This window comes from Bartonella sp. AD24XZML (assembly GCF_042196485.1).
In the GTDB taxonomy this organism is placed as follows: Bacteria; Pseudomonadota; Alphaproteobacteria; order Rhizobiales; family Rhizobiaceae; genus Bartonella.
The window spans coordinates 33,044-57,725 of the sequence record NZ_JBHIQH010000006.1 but is presented as its reverse complement, the minus strand read 5'-3'; the positions used below and the strand labels follow the sequence as shown (position 1 = coordinate 57,725).

The 24,682-nt window shown below is 35.1% G+C and carries 23 protein-coding genes; 10 read left to right on the top strand and 13 right to left on the bottom strand.

Annotated elements, in window-relative coordinates:
- Window positions 1–62 precede the first annotated feature (62 nt).
- On the top strand, window positions 63–926 hold the full coding sequence (locus tag ACFIMX_RS00375) for an endonuclease/exonuclease/phosphatase family protein (protein ID WP_375617457.1): 864 nt from the start codon (window positions 63–65) through the stop codon (window positions 924–926).
- A gap of 5 nt (window positions 927–931) precedes the next feature.
- On the opposite strand, the gene polA is transcribed toward ACFIMX_RS00375, so the two are convergent.
- From polA to ACFIMX_RS00345, 6 genes are all read right to left on the bottom strand, one after another.
- Complete coding sequence (polA, locus tag ACFIMX_RS00370) at window positions 932–3,841, bottom strand: DNA polymerase I (protein ID WP_375639475.1); 2,910 nt, start codon at window positions 3,839–3,841, stop codon at window positions 932–934.
- 299 nt (window positions 3,842–4,140) lie between these two features.
- A complete protein-coding gene (gene dnaQ, locus ACFIMX_RS00365; protein ID WP_375617455.1) occupies window positions 4,141–4,848 on the bottom strand; it encodes a DNA polymerase III subunit epsilon in 708 nt (235 codons plus the stop codon).
- Between the two features lie 4 nt (window positions 4,849–4,852).
- A complete protein-coding gene (gene coaE / locus ACFIMX_RS00360) occupies window positions 4,853–5,440 on the bottom strand; it encodes a dephospho-CoA kinase (protein WP_375617454.1) in 588 nt (195 codons plus the stop codon).
- Window positions 5,437–6,309 (bottom strand): shikimate dehydrogenase, encoded by an 873-nt coding sequence (locus tag ACFIMX_RS00355; protein ID WP_375684770.1) that lies wholly within the window; start codon window positions 6,307–6,309, stop codon window positions 5,437–5,439. The genes coaE and ACFIMX_RS00355 overlap by 4 nt, the downstream gene beginning before the upstream one ends.
- A complete protein-coding gene (locus ACFIMX_RS00350) occupies window positions 6,302–6,898 on the bottom strand; it encodes a Maf family nucleotide pyrophosphatase (protein WP_375693883.1) in 597 nt (198 codons plus the stop codon). The genes ACFIMX_RS00355 and ACFIMX_RS00350 overlap by 8 nt, the downstream gene beginning before the upstream one ends.
- Window positions 6,895–7,734 (bottom strand): pyruvate, water dikinase regulatory protein, encoded by an 840-nt coding sequence (locus tag ACFIMX_RS00345; RefSeq protein ID WP_375693882.1) that lies wholly within the window; start codon window positions 7,732–7,734, stop codon window positions 6,895–6,897. Before ACFIMX_RS00345 ends, ACFIMX_RS00350 begins: the two co-directional genes overlap by 4 nt.
- 552 nt (window positions 7,735–8,286) lie before the next feature.
- Here ACFIMX_RS00345 and rho point away from each other — a divergent pair.
- The 6 genes from rho to ACFIMX_RS00315 all read left to right on the top strand — a co-directional run bounded on the left by rho (window position 8,287) and on the right by ACFIMX_RS00315 (window position 15,255).
- Entirely contained in the window at window positions 8,287–9,552 is a 1,266-nt protein-coding gene (rho, locus tag ACFIMX_RS00340; RefSeq protein ID WP_015857121.1) for a transcription termination factor Rho, read from the top strand.
- 31 nt (window positions 9,553–9,583) lie between these two features.
- A complete protein-coding gene (gene mnmE / locus ACFIMX_RS00335; RefSeq protein WP_375693881.1) occupies window positions 9,584–10,891 on the top strand; it encodes a tRNA uridine-5-carboxymethylaminomethyl(34) synthesis GTPase MnmE in 1,308 nt (435 codons plus the stop codon).
- A 106-nt stretch (window positions 10,892–10,997) separates the two neighbouring features.
- Window positions 10,998–12,866, top strand: coding sequence for a tRNA uridine-5-carboxymethylaminomethyl(34) synthesis enzyme MnmG (mnmG, locus tag ACFIMX_RS00330; RefSeq protein ID WP_375693880.1), 1,869 nt, complete (start codon window positions 10,998–11,000; stop codon window positions 12,864–12,866).
- Window positions 12,866–13,513, top strand: a complete 648-nt coding sequence (gene rsmG / locus ACFIMX_RS00325; protein WP_375693879.1) for a 16S rRNA (guanine(527)-N(7))-methyltransferase RsmG — start codon at window positions 12,866–12,868, stop codon at window positions 13,511–13,513. The genes mnmG and rsmG overlap by 1 nt, the downstream gene beginning before the upstream one ends.
- Before the next feature lie 6 nt (window positions 13,514–13,519).
- Window positions 13,520–14,317, top strand: a complete 798-nt coding sequence (locus ACFIMX_RS00320) for a ParA family protein (RefSeq protein WP_375617447.1) — start codon at window positions 13,520–13,522, stop codon at window positions 14,315–14,317.
- Between the two features lie 41 nt (window positions 14,318–14,358).
- The gene (locus tag ACFIMX_RS00315; protein ID WP_375684768.1) at window positions 14,359–15,255 is read left to right on the top strand and encodes a ParB/RepB/Spo0J family partition protein; all 897 of its coding nucleotides are present in this window, start codon (window positions 14,359–14,361) and stop codon (window positions 15,253–15,255) included.
- Between the two features lie 22 nt (window positions 15,256–15,277).
- Here the strand turns inward: ACFIMX_RS00315 and ACFIMX_RS00310 are convergent, their stop codons facing one another.
- The 7 genes from ACFIMX_RS00310 to dapF all read right to left on the bottom strand — a co-directional run bounded on the left by ACFIMX_RS00310 (window position 15,278) and on the right by dapF (window position 21,343).
- The gene (locus tag ACFIMX_RS00310) at window positions 15,278–15,745 is read right to left on the bottom strand and encodes a hypothetical protein (protein WP_375693878.1); all 468 of its coding nucleotides are present in this window, start codon (window positions 15,743–15,745) and stop codon (window positions 15,278–15,280) included.
- A gap of 197 nt (window positions 15,746–15,942) precedes the next feature.
- The gene (locus ACFIMX_RS00305) at window positions 15,943–16,440 is read right to left on the bottom strand and encodes a hypothetical protein (protein WP_375693877.1); all 498 of its coding nucleotides are present in this window, start codon (window positions 16,438–16,440) and stop codon (window positions 15,943–15,945) included.
- A 2-nt stretch (window positions 16,441–16,442) separates the two neighbouring features.
- Window positions 16,443–17,204 (bottom strand): hydroxyacylglutathione hydrolase, encoded by a 762-nt coding sequence (gene gloB, locus ACFIMX_RS00300; protein ID WP_375693876.1) that lies wholly within the window; start codon window positions 17,202–17,204, stop codon window positions 16,443–16,445.
- Between the two features lie 62 nt (window positions 17,205–17,266).
- Window positions 17,267–17,953: a septation protein A gene (locus ACFIMX_RS00295; protein ID WP_375620900.1), complete on the bottom strand. Its 687-nt coding sequence runs from the start codon at window positions 17,951–17,953 to the stop codon at window positions 17,267–17,269.
- A complete protein-coding gene (gene ftsY / locus ACFIMX_RS00290) occupies window positions 17,950–19,194 on the bottom strand; it encodes a signal recognition particle-docking protein FtsY (RefSeq protein ID WP_375693875.1) in 1,245 nt (414 codons plus the stop codon). The genes ACFIMX_RS00295 and ftsY overlap by 4 nt, the downstream gene beginning before the upstream one ends.
- Before the next feature lie 14 nt (window positions 19,195–19,208).
- Complete coding sequence (gene mtaB / locus ACFIMX_RS00285; RefSeq protein ID WP_375639464.1) at window positions 19,209–20,492, bottom strand: tRNA (N(6)-L-threonylcarbamoyladenosine(37)-C(2))-methylthiotransferase MtaB; 1,284 nt, start codon at window positions 20,490–20,492, stop codon at window positions 19,209–19,211.
- Window positions 20,492–21,343: a diaminopimelate epimerase gene (gene dapF, locus ACFIMX_RS00280; RefSeq protein WP_375639462.1), complete on the bottom strand. Its 852-nt coding sequence runs from the start codon at window positions 21,341–21,343 to the stop codon at window positions 20,492–20,494. The genes mtaB and dapF overlap by 1 nt, the downstream gene beginning before the upstream one ends.
- A 225-nt stretch (window positions 21,344–21,568) precedes the next feature.
- Here dapF and ACFIMX_RS00275 point away from each other — a divergent pair, with 225 nt between their 5' ends.
- The 3 genes from ACFIMX_RS00275 to mdh all read left to right on the top strand — a co-directional run bounded on the left by ACFIMX_RS00275 (window position 21,569) and on the right by mdh (window position 24,663).
- Window positions 21,569–22,114, top strand: coding sequence for an AprI/Inh family metalloprotease inhibitor (locus tag ACFIMX_RS00275; RefSeq protein WP_375639461.1), 546 nt, complete (start codon window positions 21,569–21,571; stop codon window positions 22,112–22,114).
- A gap of 98 nt (window positions 22,115–22,212) precedes the next feature.
- Entirely contained in the window at window positions 22,213–23,412 is a 1,200-nt protein-coding gene (gene zapE / locus ACFIMX_RS00270; RefSeq protein ID WP_375639460.1) for a cell division protein ZapE, read from the top strand.
- 288 nt (window positions 23,413–23,700) lie between these two features.
- Window positions 23,701–24,663 (top strand): malate dehydrogenase, encoded by a 963-nt coding sequence (gene mdh, locus ACFIMX_RS00265; protein ID WP_375617436.1) that lies wholly within the window; start codon window positions 23,701–23,703, stop codon window positions 24,661–24,663.
- Window positions 24,664–24,682 lie beyond the last annotated feature (19 nt).

The window sequence follows — 24,682 nt, the reverse complement described above, 5'->3', positions numbered from 1 at the left end:
GTTCTTTTGTTTTTAGTGTAAATCTTTACCCTCTGCTTCTTAGAAACTATTCTTTTCGCAAAATGACAAAAATCCCTTATAAGCAAAAATTCCCTTGGTTTACCGGTTTTATCCAACAAAAACTCCATAGCTCCCTTTTAAATACAACTCACAGCCGCTCTCATCATCAATCAAACATCGTCAATCAAAATAGTAATTATGATCTGACCGTTGCTTCCTATAATGTGCATAAATGTGTAGGTGTTGATAAAGTTTTTAATCCTACAAGAATTGTCCGTGTTATTACTGAATTACAAGTTGATATCCTTGCTCTTCAAGAAGCAGATAAACGTTTTGGGGAACGCATCGGTTTGATTAATCTTCAGCTATTAAAAGCTGAAACCGGTTTGATTCCTGTACCTCTTAATACTATGTCACCTCATGGCCATGGTTGGCATGGGAATGCTCTTTTTTTGCGAAAGGGATATGTACGTGATACTTTACAAGTCACTCTTCCTAGTATTGAACCACGTGGGGCTGTAATTGTAGAGTTGGAAATGGCAGCAGGCCCTATTCGTATTATTGCAGCTCATTTTGGCTTATTACGTTACTCTCGTAAACAACAAACAAAAATGCTCCTTGAAATTTTCCAAAAACGCTCCCTTATGCCTACACTCCTCATTGGAGATTTCAATGAATGGCGAATGGGAAAAGGCTCATCTTTAAATCATTTTTCTCCCTATTTTGATAGCACTTTTGAAGTTGTACCAAGCTTTCCCTCTCGTTTTCCTTTGTTAGCCCTTGATAGAGTTTTTTCTTTTCCCCACCAATTGGTAACAAGTATTGAAAATCATTATTCACCACTTGCACGCATTGCTTCAGATCATTTGCCTATCAAAGCCTATCTTAATCTTTCCAACGCAATCAATATTCTTAAAAATAAATAAAAAAATTAATGTGCCTCATCCCAATTTTGAGCCGTCATAACTTTTACTTCAAGCGGTACAGATAAAGATAGAACCGGTATTGTAGCATTTTCCATAACATTTTTAACAACAGTCATAGTTTTTTTACTTTCTTCTTCTGGTACTTCAAAAATCAGTTCATCATGAACTTGCAGCAACATTTTTGCTGATAGTTTTTCTTCTTTTAAAGCATCTCCCATATGTATCATAGCGCGGCGAATAATATCTGCTGCAGAACCTTGAATTGGAGCATTGATAGCTGCCCGCTCATTAAGAGAACGAATTTTTACATTCTTTGCTTTTATCTCTGGATAATGGATACGACGTCCAAAAATTGTTTCTACATAACCATTTTCACGTGCAAAGATTTTGGTCTTCTCCATATAATCTTTAATTCCTGGAAATCTTTCAAAATACAGTTGAATATAACGACCCGCTTCTTGGCGTGAAATTCCCAATTGATTGGCTAGTCCAAAAGCTGAAATACCATAAATAATACCAAAATTAATCGCTTTTGCACGCCGTCGTATATCTGAATGCATTCCTTCTATCGCAACACCAAACATTTGTGATGCCGTTATAGCGTGAATATCATGCCCTTTAGCAAAAGCTTCTTTTAATGCTTTTATATCCGCAATATGTGCAAGAATACGCAACTCAATCTGACTATAATCAGCAGAAAGTAACACATGTCCTTTGGGAGCAATAAAAGCTGTTCGAATTTTACGTCCTTCAGCAGTTCGCACTGGAATATTTTGCAAATTTGGCTCTGATGATGATAACCGACCTGTTGATGTTATTGCCAAAGAATAATTTGTATGAACTCGCCCTGTTTTTGAAAAAATATAAGAAGGCAAGGCATCTGTATAGGTAGATTTTAGCTTTGAAAGTTGACGCCACTCAATAATTTTACGCGGTAAAATATGACCTTCAGCAGCCAACTCTTCTAAGGTCCGTGCAGAAGTTGACCATTGTCCACCCTTAGTTTTAGCGCCTCCAGGCAATCCCATTTTGCCAAAAAGGATATCCCCTAATTGCTTTGGCGAAGCAAGATTAAACTTTTCATCAGCTTGTTTGTAAATTTCCTCTTCTAGAATCAAAGCAGCTTGTGCTAACTCTCCTGAAAGACGCAATAAAATCTGCCTATCAATAAGAATCCCCCGTTCTTCCATTCTTGCAAGAACTTCTACAAGAGGCCGATCAAGACGCTCATAAATTTTTGTCATTCCACGAGCAACAAGTTGCGGTTTCAATACTTGCCAAAGACGTAGCTTTATATCAGCATCTTCCGCCGCATAAAGGGTTGCTTGTTTTAAATCTACTTGTGCAAAAGAAGTAATTTTTTTCCCGTTATGTGTTAAATCTTTATAGACAATTGGTTTATGCTCAAGCCAACGTTCAGACAAATCATCCATATTATGGGTTAACATTCCAGCATCAAAAGCATATGATAAAAGCATGATGTCGTCAAAAGAGCTTATCATAATGTCGTATTGCTTCATCACCAACCAATCATATTTTATATTATGACCAATTTTTAACACCGCTGAATCTTCTAATATCGGTTTTAAAAGTGTTAAAGCTTTTTGGTCCTCAATCTGTGAGACAATGCGCCCGCCCCTCAAAAGATCCTCTTCTCCTTCATCAAAATGTTCAAGAGGTATATAAGCTGCTTTTTCCGGCTGTAATGCGAGTGAAAAACCAACAAGCTTTGCTTGCATCGGATCAAGAGATGTTGTTTTAGTATCAAAAGCGAAAAAACCCTGCTCTTGTGCTTGTGATAACCAGTCTTTTAAAATTTCCTCATCAAGAATTGTTGTATAAGCATCTCTTGTAATTTTTTGAGTCAGCGCTTGATCTTTACGTTTTTGTGCAAAAACTTGTGGAGAATTTTCAGAAAAATTATGAAGAGATGCGCGCTCAGTATTCTTGATATAAGAATCATTCCTGGGGCTTAGTTTTTCCCATTCAACATCTATATCAAGTGCGTCAATAACAGCTGCATCGCATGTCGTTGCCTCTACCACGCGACGCGTTAATGTTGAAAACTCCATCGCTTTCAAAAAAGCAATTAAACGTGGACCATCTTGTGGCTCCAAAATAAAATCATCTAAATCATTATCTATAGGAACATCTGTTTTAAGCCTGACAAGTTCACGAGATATTTTAACTTGTTCTCTATAAGCTTGAATGTTTTCACGTCGTTTTGTTTGTTTAATTTTTGTTACGTTTTGCAATAAAAGATCAAGAGAACCAAATTCATTTAACAACTGAGCTGCAGTTTTTGGACCAATGCCTGGAATACCCGGTACATTATCCGTTGAATCTCCAATTAATGCTTGTAAATCAATCATTTTTTCAGGCGCAACACCCCATTTTTCTATAACTTCTGAGATACCTATATGCTTATCTTTCATTCCATCATACAAAGATACATGCGTATTTACGAGTTGCATAAGATCCTTATCAGAAGAAATAATGGTTGTTTTTGCCCCAACCTTTGTTGCCAACTTTGCATAGGTAGCAATTAAATCATCCGCTTCAAAGCCTTCCTTTTCAATACAAGGCAAATTAAAAGCCTTCGTTGCTTGGCGTATTAGCGCAAATTGAGGAATTAGATCTTCAGGAGGTTCAACGCGATTCGCTTTATATTCAGGATAAATTTGTTTCCGAAAAGTATCAGATGAATAATCAAAAATAACAGCAAAATGTGTTGGAACGACACCTGTAGCTGTATTACGAGCATCACAAAGTAATTTCCATAACATATTGCAAAAACCAGCTACTGCTCCTACAGGAAGTCCATCCTTTTTACGTTTTAAAGGCGGCAAAGCATAATAAGCACGAAAAATATAGCCTGATCCGTCAACCAAAAAAAGATGATCTGTTGCTTTCATAACAATTTTTTCTCCATTTCAGCTAAAAAAACAAATTACCCTTATATATTTTTTCACTTTGCCTCTAAAAAGCCATTTTTTCTCTTCATAAGACGTGAAGTCGTTGCACTTTATATTAAGTACCTAGAGCTTTTCTTTGCTGTTACAGGATTAATAGCTTTCATTTTGCTCCTCCTATGATAGCTGAGGTACGATGTAGCGACAGGGTCGTTGTGGTGTTCCCCTCCCCACAACGACCGTTTTTTTTGACCTCGATATCCTTTAATTTCAATCGTGACTCTTTTAGATAAAAGATGATGTTATTCATGAATTTTGAAGTTTTTCCACAGAGCTTTTTCACCCATTTTGTAGATAAAATCAGCGTGTAACTTTTTTTCTTGCGTACTCAATCTTGAAGGTAAAGCCTGTGGGCGAATTTTAACGGCATAAGATGTATCTTTATCGTTCTGGATATGTTCATCAATACCCCTTCTGTTATCAAAACCCAATACACCTTGTTTTCCACCGATGAGCTCAATATAAACATCAGCTAGAATCTCTGCATCAAGCAAAGCACCATGAAGAACACGATGGCTGTTATCAATTCCAAAACGTTTGCATAAAATATCAAGAGAATTAGGACCCATAGGAAATTTACGCCGCGCCATAGCCAATGTATCAAGAATATTATCAACACTGATAAGCGGTTTGTTGACGCGTTTTAATTCTGCATTAATAAAACCAATATCAAAACTCGCATTATGCGCAATCATTGTCGCGTCTTTGATAAATTCCAAAAATTCATCAACAATATCACTAAAACTTTTCTCGTTTTTCAAGCGTTCATTGGTTAATCCATGAATTGCTACAACTTCATCAGGAATAATAACGCCTTCAGGGTTTAAATAAACATGAAATTGGCGTCCTGTGAGATAACGATCAACCATTTCTACACAACCAATTTCGATTATGCGATCTTTCTCTTTATCTAAACCTGTTGTTTCTGTATCAAAAATAATTTCACGCATGATTTTAATTCTTTAGCAATTTTTTTATCACATCAAAAACCTGTTGACGGGTATTTTCTAAATCTTTCCCTGTATCAATAATAAAATCAGCACGTTCTCGTTTTTTTTCATCTGGCATTTGTTGAGCATTGATAAAGGCAAATTTTTTCTCATTCATACCTTGGCGAATCATGACACGTTCTTTTTGTATTTCTGGTGGAGCAGAAACAACAATAACGCTATCCACACGACTTTCACCATTTTTTTCAAACAAAAGTGGAATATCAAGAATAACTAATTTTTTCCCTTGTTCACGCGCTATATCAATAAATTTCCCTTCTTTTTCTTGTACCAAAGGATGAATTATTTTTTCTAATTTTTCTAATTTCTCTTTATCATCAATCAAAATTTCAGAAAGTTTCAAACGATTAACTTCACCGTTTTCAACAACACCAGGAAAAATACGCTCTATGAATGACAAAGCTGGCTCACTTTTATAAAGCTGTTTTACTGCTTCATCAGCACTAAAAACAGAAATACCCGCTTGCTTGAAAAAATCAGCAACTGTTGATTTTCCCATAGCAATTGATCCCGTTAATCCTACGATCTTCATTCTCTTTTTTCACTCATATCATCTAAAATGGCTGTCCGTAACGCTTTTGTCACCTGTGGTCTTATTCCAAACCACTGTTCAAACCCTATAACAGCCTGATGTAGAAGCATCCCAAGCCCATCAACCGTCTTGAGATCACAAGCCTTTGCCTGTTGTAAAAAAGGAGTTATCAATGGTGTATAAATAATATCTGTTACTAACGCCGTTTTTTTTGCTTTATGAAAATCACAAAAAAAAGAATCACTTTTTTCTTCTGGAATTTTTATACCAATAGATGTTGTATTAACAATCAAATCAACTTGATGAAGTATTTCATGGATTTTATGCCAATCGTAAACTTTAATGATTTTTCCAAAATGCTGAGCTAAATTATCAGCACGTTGTTTTGTACGGTTAATTAAATAAATCTGTTCAAATCCGCGTTTTTTTAAGGCATATATGATAGCGCGTGCGGCACCACCTGCTCCAAAAACAAGAGCTGTTTCCCCTCCCCAATCAGATGCAAAATCATCAAGATTAGCGCTAAAACCATAGGCATCACTATTCGTGGCACAAAGCTTATCTCCTTCATACCAAAGTGTATTAACAGCACCAATCATTGTTGCTCTCTCATCTTTATAATCTGCTAAACGAAAAGCTTCCTGTTTATAAGGCAAAGTAACATTTCCTCCACAAAAGCCTATTTTTTGTAAAGACGCAATAAAATGACTGAATTCTTCAGATGTTACTTCTTGTGCAATATATTCTCCTTGTAAACCATATTGTTTAAGCCAAAAATTGTGAATTTTTGGCGATTTTGAATGATGAATTGGAGAACCAACAACAAAAGCACGCGGATAATTTGTTTTTTTTATTGTTAAGTCAACCATCAATAATTCCTAAGTGGCGCAGTTTTATGAGTAGAGGCAGCAAAGGTAAACCAACAATGGTAAAAAAATCTCCTTCAATTTTTTCAAAGAGATGAATTCCTTCTCCTTCAATTTGATATACTCCCACGCTGTTTAAAACATCTTTTCCTACGCGTGCTAAATAACGTTCAATAAATTCTGATGAGAGTAAACGGACGGACATATGTGCACTAAAAGCTTCAACCCAAATTTTTTGACCATTTTTAAATAAAGCTACTGCACTATGAAGAGAATGGGCTTTTCCTGATAACTCACATAAACGTTGATATGCTTCTTTAATATTTTTTGCTTTGTGAAAAACTTGACCTTCCAAATCAAGAACTTGATCACAACCAATAACGAAAGCATCAGGAAAACGATCTGAAACATTTTTTGCTTTTGCACTCGCAAGAAAACAGCTGAGTTCTTTAGGTTTTTTTTCTTTTGCTTTTTTTTCTACTTCTCTTTCATCAAAAGAAGCTCCTTCAATGGAAAAATTTAAGCCTGCTTTTTTTAATAATTTTGCACGGTAAAAACTAAGAGATGCTAATATTAAAGTATCTGCGTTCATGAGAATTTTCTCTCATTTCCTTCACGAAATCGTGATAACAGTTCAAATATTGCAGCAGCAGTTTCTTCAATAGAACGTCTTGTGACATCAATAATAGGCCAACCAAAACGTTCGCAAATGCGTTTTGCATAGATTAATTCTTCAGCTATGTTGATACGATTTGTATAATTATCAAGAGCAAAACTTTCTCCCAAATCTCGATTTTGGCGGATATGTGAGATTCTTTCAGCTGAAGCAATTAAACCAATAATTAAAGATTTTTTTGCCTCTAAAAGGGATTCTGGCAAATCAATATTAGGAATAAGAGGAATATTAGCTGTCTTTATTCCGCGATTTGCTAAATAGATACTTGTTGGCGTTTTAGAGGTTCTTGAAATTCCCACAAGGATCACATCTGCTTCGGATAAGCTACTGGAAGACTGTCCATCGTCATGCTCTATTGTAAAATCCAGTGCCTCAATACGGCGAAAATAATCTGCATTAAGATCATGTTGTGCGCTCGCACGTAAATTTGTTGGCATTCCAAGGTAAGACTGAAAAGCATTTAAAACAGGATGCAATATATCAATACAGGGAACTTTCATTTTTTTACACCTTTTTTGAAGGAGAAGTTTAAATTCTTCATCAATCATTGTGTAAAGAACAATACCTGGCTCTTGTTGTATTTCATCAAGAGCTTTCTGTAACTGTATTCTATTACGAATCATAGGATAAATATGCTCTGTTGCCTGAATCATTGCATATTGCGATGCTACAGCTCTTCCAACAGAAATTAATGTTTCTCCTGTTGCATCAGAAAGCATGTGTAAATGAAAGATTTTTTTTTCTTTTGTCACAAAAATTTTAACTCCTTGTTAAGACATGTGTATATATCCTCACCGTTTTTTATAAAACTAAAATTTATAAAAAATTCTCCTTTTTTATGCACAAATTAAATGCTTGTGATAATTTAATCCCTCTTATAAAAAAAGAGGGGATAATATATTTAAGATAGTGATATTTTTATTCTTTTTTCAGTTCCTTTTGTGGATAAAATTGAGGATAAATAATAATCCACACTAAACACAGTTATAAATAAGAATAATCCTTTCTTTAATATAAATTAATTAATATAAATTTCTGTAAAAAATACTTTTGAATAGCATTTCATTAATGCTATAATTCTAACTCACATTTTTGTTATTAAAATAATTAAATACTATTTGGATTTTATATTTTTTCAAGTTTTTTATATAATTACTTAATATTACAGGAACAAATTTCATATAAATGGTACTTGCAGATTAAAAAAATTGAGTGTAGGATATTTTTTCTTAATAATATTTCACTCATAAATTTCCATAAATTATTTAGAACAATCTTCTCCTTAATTACAAAGAGCATATTTCATGCAAAAAATGAAACTACAAGAACTTAAAAGCAAAAATCCCGTTGAGCTTGTTTCTTTTGCTGAAACATTAGAAGTTGAAAATGCCTCCCTTATGCGCAAACAAGAATTAATGTTTGCTATCTTGAAAAAACTTGCTCTACAAGACGTTGAAATTATAGGAGAAGGTGTTGTTGAAGTTTTACAAGACGGATTTGGATTTTTGAGATCTGCTGATGCTAATTATCTTCCTGGTCCTGATGATATTTATCTTTCACCTGCACAAATACAGTCGTTTTCTTTAAAAACAGGCGATACAATTGAAGGACCCATACGCAGTCCAAAAGAGGGAGAACGTTATTTTGCTCTCCTTAAAATTAATACAATTAATTTTGAAAAACCTGAAAAGATTCGTTATAAAATCCACTTTGATAATCTTACTCCTCTTTATTCAAATGAACGTTTCCAAATGGAAATACAAGATCCTACAGAGAAAGATATGTCATCACGCGTGATTGATTTGATATCTCCATTGGGAAAAGGACAAAGAGGGTTAATTGTAGCTCCTCCTCGAACGGGAAAAACAGTTTTACTTCAAAATATTGCTCATTCTATTACCACTAATCATCCTGAATGTTATCTCATTGTTCTTTTAATTGATGAACGACCAGAAGAAGTTACTGATATGCAGCGTTCAGTAAAAGGAGAAGTGGTTTCTTCTACTTTTGATGAACCTGCAATACGTCACGTACAAGTGGCAGAAATGGTTATTGAAAAAGCCAAACGTCTCGTTGAATATGGGCGTGATGTTGTTATTCTTCTCGATTCTATTACACGTCTTGGGCGTGCATATAATACAGTTGTTCCTTCTTCGGGTAAAGTTTTAACAGGTGGTGTGGATGCAAATGCCCTCCAGCGTCCAAAACGTTTTTTTGGTGCAGCACGTAATATTGAAGAAGGCGGATCTTTAACCATTATTGCAACGGCTTTGATTGATACAGGAAGTCGTATGGATGAGGTTATTTTTGAAGAATTTAAAGGAACAGGTAATTCGGAAATTGTTCTTGATCGAAAAGTTGCTGATAAACGTATTTTCCCTGCTATGGATATTTTAAAGTCAGGAACGCGTAAAGAAGAACTTCTGGTAGAACGACAAGATTTACACAAAATTTTTGTTCTTCGTCGTATTTTAGCATCTATGAATGTAACAGATGCAATTGAATTTTTGATTGATAAATTAAAGCAAACAAAAAATAATAGTGAATTTTTTGATTCAATGAATACGTAGAGTCATTAAAGTTTTTATTAGGATAAAACCTGTGGATACAATCTTTGCTGTTTCGAGTGGATTGTTACCTTCAGGGGTTGCAGTCATTCGGCTTTCTGGTCCTCATGTTGTGGATATAGTTAAAACGCTTTGTGGTAGTTTACCTAAAGCACGTTTTATGCATTATGGAAATCTTACTGCTCGTGATGGTAGTTTTTTAGATTCTGGTTTAACTGTTTTTTTTCCTGCTCCTCATAGTTTTACGGGGGAAAATTGTGCAGAATTCCATTTACATGGAGGAAAAGCAGTCGTTAATCGTTTTCTTGATGAATTGTCGACATTTTCTGGATGCCGTATTGCAGAGGCAGGTGAATTTTCACGTCGTGCTTTTATGGAAGGAAAATTAGATCTTGTTCAAGCAGAAGGTCTTGCTGATTTAATAGAAGCAGAAACGGAAAGCCAACGGCGTTTAGCTGTTATGGGTACAAGTGGACATTTAACGACGCTTTATCGTGATTGGCGTCATAAGCTTATGAAGGCGCGTGCTTTTATTGAGGCAGAACTTGATTTTGTTGATGAAGCAGATATTCCCAACGCAATATCTGATAAAGTTTGGAAAGATGTTGAGGATCTTTGTACTTCTATTCGGGAATATATTACTGAAGGAGAACGTGCGAGTATTTTACGTGATGGATTAAAAATTGTTATTGCTGGTGCTCCAAATTCTGGAAAATCAAGCATTATGAATCGTCTTTCAGGAAGATCTGTTGCTATTGTAACGGAAGAAGCAGGAACAACCCGTGATGCTTTAGAAATGAGAATTATTCTTGGTGATTTACCTATTTTTTTAACCGATACTGCTGGTTTTAGAAAAACAGAAAATAAAATAGAACAGATGGGAATAGAAGTTGCTAAACAGCATGTTATGGAAGCTGATTTGGTTATTTTGGTTTATGATATAGGAAATCCTAAGCAAGTTGATTTACCAGAAACATCGGCTGAAATATGGTGTGTTGGCAATAAGCTTGATCTTTATGAAAAAAATGATCAGCGTTGGTCTATACAATTTTCCGCATTAACTGGTTTAAATTTTGATTATTTTATAAGAGAACTTGAATCATTTTGTCATCATCGTGCTTCTGAAATTGGAAATATTGTTCCAGCACGTAAAAGGCAACTTCAATTATTAAAGCAGGCTGTTAAAGAGATTGAATTTTCTCTTAATTATCATTCTCTTGATCTCAGTTTACGTGCAGAACATCTCCGTCGTGCAAGTGATTTTCTTGGGAAAATTACAGGAGATATTGATGTTGAAGATTTGCTTGATATTATTTTTTCAGAATTTTGTGTTGGTAAATAATGATTCACGTGAAACATTGATTATTTCATAGACAGATTATAAAGATTATGTAATTTATATCCTGTTTCACGTGAAACCTTAGAATATTTTCTACGGAATGAATTAAATGCAATCATATGATGTTGTTATTGTTGGTGGTGGTCATGCTGGCTGTGAAGCGGCTTCAGCTTCAGCACGTGTAGGAGCCAAAACAGCGCTTGTTACACATAAAATATCAGCACTGGGAACAATGTCGTGTAATCCTGCTATTGGTGGACTTGGAAAAGGGCATCTAGTTCGTGAAATAGATGCATTAGATGGTCTCATGGGAAGAGCAGCGGATGCTGCTGGAATTCAGTTTAGACTACTTAATAGACGTAAAGGACCGGCAGTAAGAGGACCACGGACACAGGCAGATAGACAACTTTATAAAAAAGCAATTCAAAAATTATTAAAAGAACAAGAAAATCTTACTCTTATTGAGGATGAAGTTATTGATCTGGTTGTTAAAGATAATTGTGTATCAGGTGTTATTTTAAAAAAACAAGGAACAATTTTTTCTGGTGCTGTTGTTTTGACAACAGGTACATTTTTAAATGGCTTTATTCATATTGGTAATAAAACATGGGCTGCTGGTCGTATGGGAGATCAGTCAAGTGTAAAACTTGCTGAACATTTGAAAAAATATCATATAAAACTTGGACGATTAAAAACAGGAACCCCTGCTCGTTTGAGTAAAAAAACAATTGCTTGGGAAGCTCTCCAAAAACAACAAGCAGATGAAAATCCCATACCCTTTTCTCTTTTAACAGAGAAAATTGAACAACCACAAATTGAATGTGCAATAACACGTACAAATGAGAAAACACATCAAATTATTCGCGAGAATATTTATCGCTCTGCTTTATATTCTGGAAATATTGAAGGGTTAGGACCACGTTATTGTCCTTCTGTTGAAGATAAAATTGTGAAATTTGGAGAACGTGATGGACATCAGATCTTTCTGGAACCAGAAGGATTAAATGATGATACTGTTTATCCAAATGGTCTTTCTACTTCTCTTCCTGAAGATGTACAAATTTCTCTATTGAAAACCATTGAAGGATTGGAAAATGCTATAGTTTTGCAACCTGGTTATGCTATTGAATATGATTTTGTTAATCCACAACAATTAACGAGAAACTTAGAATTACGTTCTTTACAGGGTTTGTTCTTAGCAGGCCAAATTAATGGTACAACAGGATATGAGGAAGCAGCAGCACAAGGACTTTTAGCTGGATTAAATGCTGCACGTAAAGTAGGTAAATTAGATGAAATACTTATAAGTCGTTCTACTGCTTATATTGGTGTTATGATTGATGATTTGGTTTCACGTGGTGTTTGTGAACCTTATAGGATGTTTACATCACGTGCTGAATTTCGTTTATCTTTACGATCTGATAATGCTGATACGCGTTTAACACCTTTGGCACAAAAATGGGGTATTGTGAGTAAAATACGTTGGGAATGTTATCAGAAAAAACAACAACGGCTTGATCAAGCACGATCAATATGTCAAAATCTTTTTTTAACGCCCAATGAAGCTTCTGCTCATGGATTACATGTTAATCATGATGGAATTCGGCGTTCGGCTTATGACTTTCTTGCTTATCCTCATATGACCTTAGAGCGTCTTTCAGATTTTTGGCCACAATTACAAACAATTGATTCTAAAACAGCAGAATCTTTAGAAATTGAAGCACAATATGCCGTTTATTTAGATAAACAGGCACAAGATATTGCCTCTCTTCAGAGAGATGAGCGTTTAGAAATTCCTTCTTCTCTTGATATTCAGGCAATTTCAGGTCTTTCAAATGAACTTAAATCAAAAATTCAAGAAGTGTCGCCGCGTTCAATTGCTGATGCACAAAAAATTGATGGCATGACACCCGCCGCTTTATCGCTTATTATTACATATATTCAACGTCAACGACGTGAAAAGGCTAAAACAGCTTAATGAATTTTTCTACAGAAAAAAAATATAAACAATTATTAAATATTGTTCCTTCTGTTTCACGTGAAACGATGGAAAATTTAATTCAGTTTGAGTCTTTAATACTTCATTGGAATGCACATATTAATTTGATATCTGCTACAACTATACCAGATCTATGGACACGACATATTCTAGATTCAGCACAAATTTTTCCTTTGTATGCTCATTCTTTACATTGGTGTGATTTAGGATCAGGAGGAGGTTTTCCTGCAATTGTGATTGCTATCTTTTTGAAAGAAAAAAAAGCAGGACATATTAATCTTGTTGAAAGTAATGGGAAAAAAGTTGCTTTTTTGCGAACAGTTATTGCTCAACTTAATCTTCCAGCAACGGTTTATTACGCTAGAATTGAAGATATATATCAAAAAATTCCCAGATCTGATATTATAACGGCACGGGGATTAGCGCCGCTTGATACTCTTTTACAACTCATTTTTCCTTTATTAACAGAAAAAACAATAGCTCTTTTGCAAAAAGGTCGGGATTACTCTACAGAAATAAAAAATGCCTCTGCCAATTGGCACTTTGATCTGTTAAAACATAAAAGTAAAGTTGATGAAAATTCTGTTATTTTGGAAATTTCTCATATTCGATCATATAGAGGGTAGAGCAAAATGAGCGAAACACGAATTATCGCTATTGCAAACCAAAAGGGTGGAGTCGGTAAAACAACCACAGCAATTAATCTTGCTACAGCTTTAGCGGCTATTGGTGAAAATGTCCTTATTATGGATGTTGATCCACAAGGTAATGCTAGTACAGGTTTAGGGATTGATCGTAATAGCCGTCCTTTATCTTCTTATGATGTTTTGGTTTCGGGCGTTTCAATTACACAGGCGGCTTTAAAAACAGCCGTACCCAATCTTTATATAGTTCCCTCTACACTTGATCTCTTAGGTGTGGAAATGGAAATTTCTTCATCAAAAGATCGCATACAACGCTTACGTAAAGCTCTCTATGATGATCCGGAAATGGAAGAAAAATTCAATTATATTTTAATTGATTGTCCTCCCTCCCTTAATCTTTTAACACTTAATGCTATGGGGGCTGCGGATTCTGTTTTAGTGCCTATGCAGTGTGAATTTTTAGCACTTGAAGGTTTAAGTCAATTACTTGAAACAGTAAAACAAGTGCGATCCGTACTCAATCCATCTTTAGAGATTCAAGGTATTGTTCTAACAATGTATGATGGACGTAATAACCTTTCAAATCAAGTTGTTGAAGATGTACGTTCTTTTATGGGAGATAAAGTTTATCGTACTGTTATTCCACGAAATGTAAGAGTATCAGAAGCGCCTTCTTTTGGCAAACCTGTATTGCTTTATGATCTTAAATGTGCTGGGAGCCAAGCTTATTTGCGTCTAGCATCAGAAATGATTCAACGTGAAAAACAAGCACGTGCTGCTGCTTAAAAATGTAAAAAATTTTGTAAGAAAATTCAAAGAGCAAAATTATGAACGATGATCTATCAAAAAAAAGACTAGGACGTGGATTAGCGGCATTGATTGGAGATATCAATTTAAACAATAACATTGCACGTTCATCAAGCTTTGATAAATTAAATGAATCCGGTAGTATTTCTGAGCGATTTATTTCTATTGAATCTATTTCATGTAATCCTCACAATCCTCGGCGTCATTTTACTGAAACAGAGCTTGATAATTTGACACAATCAATTCGTCAACACGGTGTGGTTCAACCGGTTATTGTGAGGCCTTTAAGAGATCATCCTCATCGGTTTGAATTGATTGCGGGTGAACGGCGCTGGCGTGCAGCACAACGTGCAAATTTAAGTCAATTACCCGTTATTATTCGTGATGTGGACGATAAAACGGCTTTGGAATTGGCAATTATTGAAAATGTTCAACGTGCAGATCTTAATCCTATCGAAGAAGCAAAGGGATATGAGATGCTTCTAAATGAACATGATTATACGCAAGTAGATTTAGCGCAAGTTATAGGAAAAAGTCGTAGTCATGTTGCAAATACGCTTCGTTTGTTAAAACTTCCAGAAAAAGTACAACAATTCTTAACTGATGGACAACTTTCTGCAGGTCATGCACGTTGTCTTATAACCGTTGATGACCCACAAAATTTAGCTGAGAAAATTATTCGTGAAGGGCTTTCTGTACGTCAAACAGAAATACTTGCATATGAGCAAGCTAATCCTAAAACTAAAAAACGTACCAATTTGGAGAAAGATGCTGAAACAAAATCTTTAGAAAAATTACTTGCAGATGTGATAGGAATGAAAGTTATTATTCGACATGGTAAAAAAGGTGGAGATTTAAAAATACATTACTCTTCATTAGAACAATTAGATGAAATTTGTCGGCGTTTACAAAGTTAATCAATTGTTCTAAAAAGTTTTTTTAACAGTTATCTTTTAAAATTTTTATTATTCTATACATATGCTCTTTAGCAAATTCTATATTGCTTGAAGGTAAAAAGTTTTTTTCATAAGTAGAATTTTCTTCATCAGTAAGTACATACAATGTCGCTTGAAGTGCTAGGTGAGCAATAACAAACTCTTTCGGTGTTATATTATTTTCTTTTAAAATATTCACGAGTTTTGGATTATTAGAAATATAGGCAGCGTATTTTTTAATATTATCATTATAATTATTGAAATCACTTTTTTTATTTGTTTGTTCTGGTTCTGAAGATAAATTTTTACATTCTATTTTGATTTTTTCCAGCTTTAAAAGAAGATCTTCTGTTAAGGGATAATTTGCAATGAAAGGCGGTATAAAAGAAAGATCATCTATTTCTTGTTTTTTTTCTTGAGCGTATGATGCAAAAGGAAAAATGAAGAAAAAGCACAATAGAAATTTAAACATAACTAAAAATTATCCTTTTTTTTTGAATTTCAATAAATATTTTTTCGTCTGTTATTCTTTATTTTTATAAAAACATTTGTTAAATATAATCGAAATAAACCCAATTATTAGGAATGATAAAAACACGGTGATTTTTTAATGCACAGACTTTTTTTATTAGATTAATGGGATGATATTTTTTAATGTGTCATAGCTGATTAGTTGCTCAAAATGAATTTTTCACAGCTATCTAAAAGAATTGTCGCTTTTAAAAAATGTTTTTTAACAAATTCAAGATTGTTTAGAAATATAGCATTTTTCTCAGTAGAATATTCCTTTTCAGGTACAAATATGAGAAGCGTTGATATTTCTTTAAGAGCTAAGGTTCCTGAAGCAAAATCTTTCGGTGTTATATTATTTTCTTTTAAAATATTTACAAGTTTTGGTTTACTAGAAATATAGGTAGTGTAATTTTCAATACTAGAGTGGATATTAGAATCATAAGTTATAAGATTATTTTTTGTTTCTGGAAGTAAGTTTTTACATTCTTTTTCAATTTTTTCCAGCTTTAAAAGAAAATCTTCCGTTAAGGGATAATTTGCAATGAGAGATGATATAAGAGAAGAATTATCTGTTTCCTTTTCCTCTGCCATTGTTTGTTGAATATGTATCACGAAAAGAAAAAGCAGGAACAAACGTAATACAAACTTACGCATAGTTAAAAATTATCCTTTCTTCTTCGAATTTCAGCAAAGACTTCTTCATCTGTTTCTTCTTCCATTACAAGGTTTCTTCGCAACACACTGTCATCCCAGCGGAGAAAGGGATTGGTGGCTTTTTCTTGCCCTAAAGTTACTGGTAAAGTCATAGCGTTTTTTGCACGTAGCAAAAAAACTTCCTCTATTCTTTGGTGGAGTTTTTTATTATGTGGGTCAATTGTTAGTGCGAAAAGAGCGTTATTTTTTGTATATTCATGTCCACAATAAAGAAGTGTTTCATCAGGAAGTTTACGAAGTTTTTTTAAAGAATTCAGCATTTGTGTTGGTGTTCCTTCGAAAAGACGTCCACAGCCCAATGAAAAAAGTGTATCTCCAGCAAAGAGTAAATTCTTTTCAGGAAAATAGTAAGATAATGCGCCTAGAGTATGACCAGGTGTTGAAAGAGCTAAAAGAAGGTGTGAGCCAAAAGAAAAACTTTCATCAGGTTGAAGTGTTTTATCAAGATGATTGATCTTTTCTTTTTCTGCTTCTGGTCCGATAACCGTAGCGTTGTAAACTTGTTTTAATTCTGATAGGGCTTCTACATGGTCGTGATGATGATGAGTTACAAAAATAGTGTTAAGTGTCCAATTGCGGCGCTTTAAGGCATTGTGAATTGCTTTGCCTTCAGGAGCATCTATTGCAACTGTCATACCACTTTTTTTATCATGAAGGAGTACACCGAAATTGTCTTCTCGACAAATAGACTGTTCAATCAACATATTTTTTCTCCCGAACAGTGTTTGGCGATGAATCTATAAAATAATCGGTAGTGATGATTTTTTTAAGAATCAGATTTGTCCTCTTCTGTAAAAAGTCCTTTTGAATGTTTTATAATTATAGGCATTTGGGTAAGCATGAAAAGGACTGTTATAGGCATGACGCCAAATACTTTGAAACTTGTCCAGAAATTATCGCTAAAATTACGCCAAATTATTTCATTCAAAATGGCAAGAAAAATGAAAAAAAACGCCCAACGATAGGTAAGTTTTTGCCAACCTAAATCATCAAGTTTTAAGGTAGAATCAAGAGCATAACGTAAAAGTGGTTTTTTAAAAAACATCCCACCAAAAAGTATAAAAGCAAATAAGCTATTAATGATTGTTGGTTTCATTTTTATGAAAGTTTCATTATGAAGCCAGAGAGTTAGAAAGCCAAAAACTAAAACAAATATTCCTGAAATAAGAGGCATAATAGGAATTTGTCTTGCAAGGATCCATGATAAGCTTAGGGAAATAATAATAGCCACCATAAAAATAGCTGTTGCAGGGAAAATAGGCTTACTAAAATTTTGAAAAAATCCAATGTTTTTTATCAGCCATTCTCCCTTATAATTGGCAAAAAAGAAGGCAACCAATGGACCCATTTCCAAAAGAAACTTAAGTGTTGGTGAGAGAGAAATTTTTTTATTGTTATTCATCTTTTTTTCAGAATTATTGTGTAAATTAAGATTAGATAAAGGCTGTTTCATGCGTGTTTTCCTGCAATAGTTTCGGCAAAGTCAGAAGCAGAAAAGGGTTGAAGATCTTCAATATCTTCTCCTATACCGATAAAATAAACGGGTAATTTATATTTTGCTGCGATAGCGACAATAATTCCTCCTCGTGCAGTCCCATCTAGCTTTGTCATAACTAAACCATTAACACCAGAAATATCACGGAAAATGTTCACTTGGTTGAGTGCATTTTGTCCGGTTGTTGCATCAAGAGTTTGAAGGATTGTGTGGGGTGCTTGGGGGGTGTGTTTTTTTAAAACACGAATAATTTTTGCCAACTCATCCATTAATTCAGATTTATTTTGTAAACGCCCGGCTGTATCAATAATTAATACATCACTGTTTGTTTTTTTTGCTTTTTCATAAGCATCAAATGCTAAGCTGGCGGCATCTGCACCCAATTTTGTCGAAATAACAGGAGAATTGGTACGTTCACCCCAAATGTGTAGTTGCTCAATAGCAGCGGCTCGGAAAGTATCACCTGCTGCCAGCATAACTTTTAATCCCCCTTCTGTTAATTTGGCTGAAAGTTTTCCAATAGTTGTCGTTTTTCCAGTGCCATTTACACCTACCAGCAAAATAACATGAGGTTTATGGCTGAGATCAAGTTCTAATGGTATTGCAACAGGTTCCAGAACTTTTTTGATCTCGTCAGCTACAATAGTATGAATATCATCTGGGGAGAGGTTTTTTCCGTAACGACTGGAAGCTAAAGTATTTGTGATGCGTGTTGCCGTCTCTACACCTATGTCAGCTTGGATAAGAATATCTTCGAGCTCTTGCAATGTATCTTCATCAAGTTTTCTTTTAACAAAGAGATCGCCAATTGATCCGCTTAGGCGTTGTGAAGAAAGGGATAGTCCTTTTTTAAGGCGCCCAAACCACGCTGTCTTTTTTTGTTCAACAGAAGGTTCAGATAAAATTTCTTCATTCTTTTTTTCACGGATGTTGTCTGTGATAATAATTTTACCAGAAAAGGGAATTTTATCAGAATGGGATTCTAGAAATGGAGATTTTTCATCATATTTTGTAAGTATTGACTCTGGATTTTTTGTTTGTTCTTCTTTTTCTGTGTCTATAGAAATTTGATTATTTTTTGTCTTTTCATTATTTTCTTCTATTATATCGCTTTTATCAGGAATAGAAATCTGTTGTTCAATTTCTTGCTCTTGAGATTTGTTAAAAGAGAATATTTTTTTTATAAAAGATTTAGTCATAAGAATTCTCCTGCTCAAGCAGCGTTTAATTTTGGAGGGACAGCAATCAATTTATCGCCATCATGATCAACTATAAGGGCTTGAACAATTGTTCCTGCTTTTGCACCTTTAACTTGTACAAGAGTATAATCTTCTGTTCGTCCGATTTCATCTTTTTCAACGAGAATTGTTTGTAGACTGTTTTGTAAATGAGCAAGATGTTTTTGGTAAGCCATATCACCTGCTTTACGCAATTTTTCAGCACGCAGCTTAACTATTTTACGGTTGATTTGTGGCATACGTGCGGCAGGTGTTCCTTCTCTTGGACTAAAGGGGAAGACATGGAGATGGGTTAAATTACAGTCTTTGATTAAGGCAAGACTATTTTGAAACATCTCTTCTGTTTCTGTAGGAAAACCAGCAATTAAGTCGGCACCATAAACCATTGTAGAACGTTTGGCACGCAATTCTTGGCAAAATTGAATGGCATGTTCGCGCAGATGACGCCGTTTCATCCGTTTTAAAATCATATTATCACCTGCTTGCAAAGATAAATGCAAATGGGGCATGATTCTTGTTTCATAAGCTAAAAGATTTATGAGTTCTTCGTCTGCTTCAATAGAGTCAATAGATGAGAGGCGTAATCGGGCTAAGTCAGGGACATGATGCAAAATAGCTGAAGTTAATTTTCCTAGAGTAGCTTTTCCAGGAAGATCGTGGCCATAACTTGTAAGGTCAACACCTGTAAGGACCACTTCTTGGATACCCCCACCTATCAGCTTTTTAATTTGTTCTATGACAGCACCCATGGGAACTGAACGAGATGGTCCTCGTCCATAAGGAATAATGCAAAATGTACAGCGGTGATCGCATCCGTTTTGTACCTGTACAAAAGCGCGGGTGCGCTCTTGCATTGCACTGACCATATGTGGAGCAATTTTTTGTACTTCCATAATGTCATTGATATGCACCTTTTCATAATGATTAATACCAAAATCAGGAAGTTGACGATAAGAATGAGCGTGAAGTTTATCTTCGTTTCCTAAAACAAGATCTACTTCTGTCATTGAGGCAAAATTTTGTGCTTCTGTTTGGGCTGCACACCCTGTTATAATGATACGCGCATGAGGATTTTCACGTCTTGCTTTGCGGATAGCTTGTTTTGCTTGTCGTACGGCTTCGGCAGTGACAGCACAGGTATTAAAGATAATAGCACCATCTTTAAGCTGATCTAGCCCTGAAGAAGTACTTTCTTTGCGAATGATTTCCGATTCGTAGCTATTAAGTCGACAACCAAAAGTTACAATTTCTATTGCCATCAGGAGTGATCCTTTTTGTAGCACCCTGTTAAAGGGCTTAAAAAACCACTAAAGTGATATTTAATTGGTCCTGTCATGATAATATGATCGTCTTCTCGGTAAAAAATATTAAGTGTTCCCTTTGGTAAATTTACATCAACATGGCGCTCTGTAAGTCCACGACGATAAGCAGCCACTGCACTTGCACAAGCAGCACTCCCACATGCTTGTGTTAATCCTGCCCCTCGCTCCCATGTACGTAAATTTAGACTTTTCTTTGACGTTATGCAAGCAATGGAAATATTGCATCGTTCGGGAAACAGGGGATTATGTTCAAGCTTTGTCCCATATTTTTCTAATGGAATATGTTGAATATCATTTTCAACAAAAAAGATAGCATGGAGATTGCCAATGGATATGAGACAAGCGTCTTTTAGGGGACCAGCCATAATTTCTACGTGATTGGTATCAACTATTTCACGTGAAACAGGCATCTCTTTTGCATTGAAATTTGGGCATCCCATATCAACAGAAATGAGATTATCGGTTTGGTATTTTCCTTCAATAATTCCAGCGGGAGTTTCTAAATGAAATTTTTCACCAAAATTGTGATCTTTAAGCCATGCGATGACACAGCGGGTACCATTGCCACAAGCTTTAGCCATTGATCCGTCAGCATTCCATATTTCTATGCGGAAGTCGGCTTTTTTTTGGGTTGGTGTGTGGATAGCCATGATTTGATCAAAATGCATTTCTGGATCTGCCGACAAAGCAAGGATTGCTTGTGGTGTAAGAGCGTATGTGCTTTCACGCATATCAACAACAATAATTTGATTTCCAAGACCGTCCATTTTGCTAAATGGCGTTTTCATGAAACTTCTCTATTTCTAATGATTACTTATAAAAAGATATATGACTGAAAATATTATAAATTTCTAGTGTTTAATAAATATAAAATTGGGTACATAAATTATTTCTTTTAAAATAAGTGATTTTAACCTGTTTTTTTTAATTTGTTAATTTATCTTTGTAACTATAACAAATATTCGCTTAATTTTTTTGTGAACTTATTTATTGTCGTGGGAGAGAGTACAGACATGGTGTTTTCAAAAGTTTCGTTTTTCGTTGCACTATCAACTGTAATGTTTTTAGGGGGGTGTTCAACAACACGGTTTGATGGTAATGACGATGGTAACGCATTAGAAGTTTTTTATCCATCTCAAAAAATGACAATATTAGAAGCGTCTGATCTGTCGTCTACTTCTTCGTCGATATCTGAAGATGCAAACGCTCCGATGTATGAAAAAGGAGATTCTCAGAGCGATGGACGAATGGCTAGTCTCGAATTGCCAAGCAATGCCACTGATTTATTTCCTGCAAGTATTGCTGGGGTATGGAATCTTTCTATGGGAGGAAAAGTTTGCCGGATTGCAACTCCACAAACAAAGTTTGGACAAGGGTACCGTGCTGGTCCTTTACACTGTCCAGGAATTGTTTCCCAAGTGAGATCGTGGGCTGTTAAAGGAAAAAGATTATATTTTTATAATAACTCTGGACGTGTTATCCTCGTTCTTTATTCTTCAAATGTTGATCGTTTTGAGGGACGTACACTTGATGATCATCCCGTTATTTTAAGTCGTTAAATCATTTTTGATCGTTTATGACAAACTAAACTAGACGGACAGATTCTTGAAAAGTATTTGTATTTTTCATTGAGGTCGGTTTGAAAAAGGTTTTTTGGATGATTCTCGTTTCAACACGTTATAAGGAGCTTGTCGCTAAAGGAGAGGTTTGTTTTGATCCCGCTCAATTAGCTATAACAGAATATTTTGATCATTTATTAAAAAAAATTGCGGAACAAAATATCTCTCATTCTTTGCCTTGGATATTTTGCTCTTTCTTTAACAGAATATTTAAAAGGAAAAAACAAAATATTTCTTGCGTTGTAAAACAAGGAGATGAAACAGTTTTTTTTCAGGGACTGTATATTTATGGTGAAGTAGGACGGGGCAAAACCATGCTGATGGATTTGTTCTTTTCTTGTTTGCCTAAAGTTCATAAAAAGCGTGCCCATTTTAATGATTTTATGGCTGATGTGCATGAGCGTATTAATTCTTATCGTCAAGCATCTGGGTGTACAAAATTTAAACAAGATAATCCTATTTTAGCTGTTGCTAAAGATCTTGCACGAGAAGCAAAAGTACTTTGTTTTGATGAGTTTAGTGTAACGGATATTGCTGATGCTATGGTATTGGGGCGGCTTATTTCTGCTCTGTTTGATAAAGGAATTTTCTTTATTGCGACTTCAAATGTGGCGCCGGATAACCTTTATTGTAACGGTTTGAATCGTGAGCTCTTTTTGCCTTTTATTCAAGTTTTGAAAGCATATGTTCGTGTTGTTAATCTTGATGCAAAAACAGATTATCGCCTTGAAAAATCAAATCTACAACAGATGTATGTATCGCCGTTGGGGGGCCAAGCAAATGAATATATGGATCAAGCATGGGCACTTGTATTGCAAGGACATAAGGAGATGTCTGATGAGCTTTCTATAAAAGGGCGCTTTATTCCTATTCCGCGCTTTGGTGCAGGATGTGCTCGTTTTGATTATGGGGATTTATGTGCAAAGCCTTTGGCCGCGGCTGAGTATTTGTTATTAGGAGAGCATTATCATACGATTTTTATTGATAATGTACCGGTCATGGATGATACATGTCGCAATGAAACAAAACGGTTTATTTTGCTTATTGATATTCTTTATGAGCGGCATATACGGTTGTTTATGTCGGCAGCCGCAGGGATAGGGGATTTGTATAAAGGGCATGCGCAGATTACGGAAACATTTGAATTTCAAAGAACACAATCACGTCTTTTCGAAATGCAAAGCTACGATTATTTAAAACTTTGGGAAGAACATTTTCTTTTGAAGAAGAAGCATTGATTATACTTTTACCTTTACGTAAACTGTCAAAACAATAACTTTTTGAAATTAAAGAAATATAATAATTCTGTTGTATTTTTTTTAAATTCACTTTATCGATACATCGTGATAATTTTCTAATAGTTGTTTCAGCGGAGGGTTGTTGTTTCTGTAAGGAGATAAATTTGTAAATTTCATTTCTTTACTCCTTTTTATGATATTGTTTGAATATGGTTGAAGTCAAAAATATCAGTATACGGACGTTGATTGGGTGTGCGCTGAATGATCTAAAAGTTAGGAAAAAATAAAATGGCACGGAAAAAAATAGCTCTCATTGGTTCAGGTATGATTGGTGGTACTTTAGCACATATTATTGGGCTTAAAGAGCTTGCTGATGTGGTCTTATTTGATATTACAGAAGGTGTGCCACAAGGTAAGGCTCTAGATATCGCCGAATCTTCTCCCGTTGATGGTTTTGATATCAGTCTAAAAGGTGCTAATGCTTATGAAGCAATTGAAGATGCTGATGTTGTTATTGTAACAGCAGGTGTTGCGCGAAAACCTGGTATGAGCCGTGATGAACTTTTGGGCATTAATTTAAAGGTTATGGAACAAGTTGGAGCTGGAATTAAAAAATACGCTTCTTCAGCGTTTGTTATTTGTATTACCAATCCCCTTGATGCGATGGTGTGGGCATTGCAGAAATTTTCAGGTCTCCCTACACATAAAGTAGTTGGTATGGCTGGTGTTCTTGATTCAGCGCGTTTTCGTCATTTTTTATCTGAGGAATTTAAGGTCTCTATTAGAGATGTGACAGCGTTTGTTTTAGGGGGGCACGGTGATACAATGGTTCCTCTCGTGCGTTATTCAACAGTTGGTGGTATTTCTTTGCCTGATCTTATAAAGATGGGCTGGACAACACAGGAAAGAATTGATCAAATTATCCAGCGTACCCGTGATGGCGGTGCAGAGATTGTTGGTTTGTTAAAAACAGGTTCTGCTTATTATGCACCAGCAGCTTCTGCTGTTTCTATGGCTGAGGCCTATCTAAAGGATACTAAGCGTGTTGTGCCTGTTGCAGCTTATCTTTCAGGAGAATATGGGGTTAATGATACCTATGTTGGGGTACCTGTTGTACTTGGTGCAGGTGGTGTTGAACGAGTCATTGAAATTGATCTTGACAAAGAAGAAAGAGGAGCTTTTGATCATTCAGTAAATGCGGTTAAAAAGCTTTGTGAAGCTTGTATTGCTCTTGTACCTAGTCTCAAGTAAATTGAACAAGATTTAATTC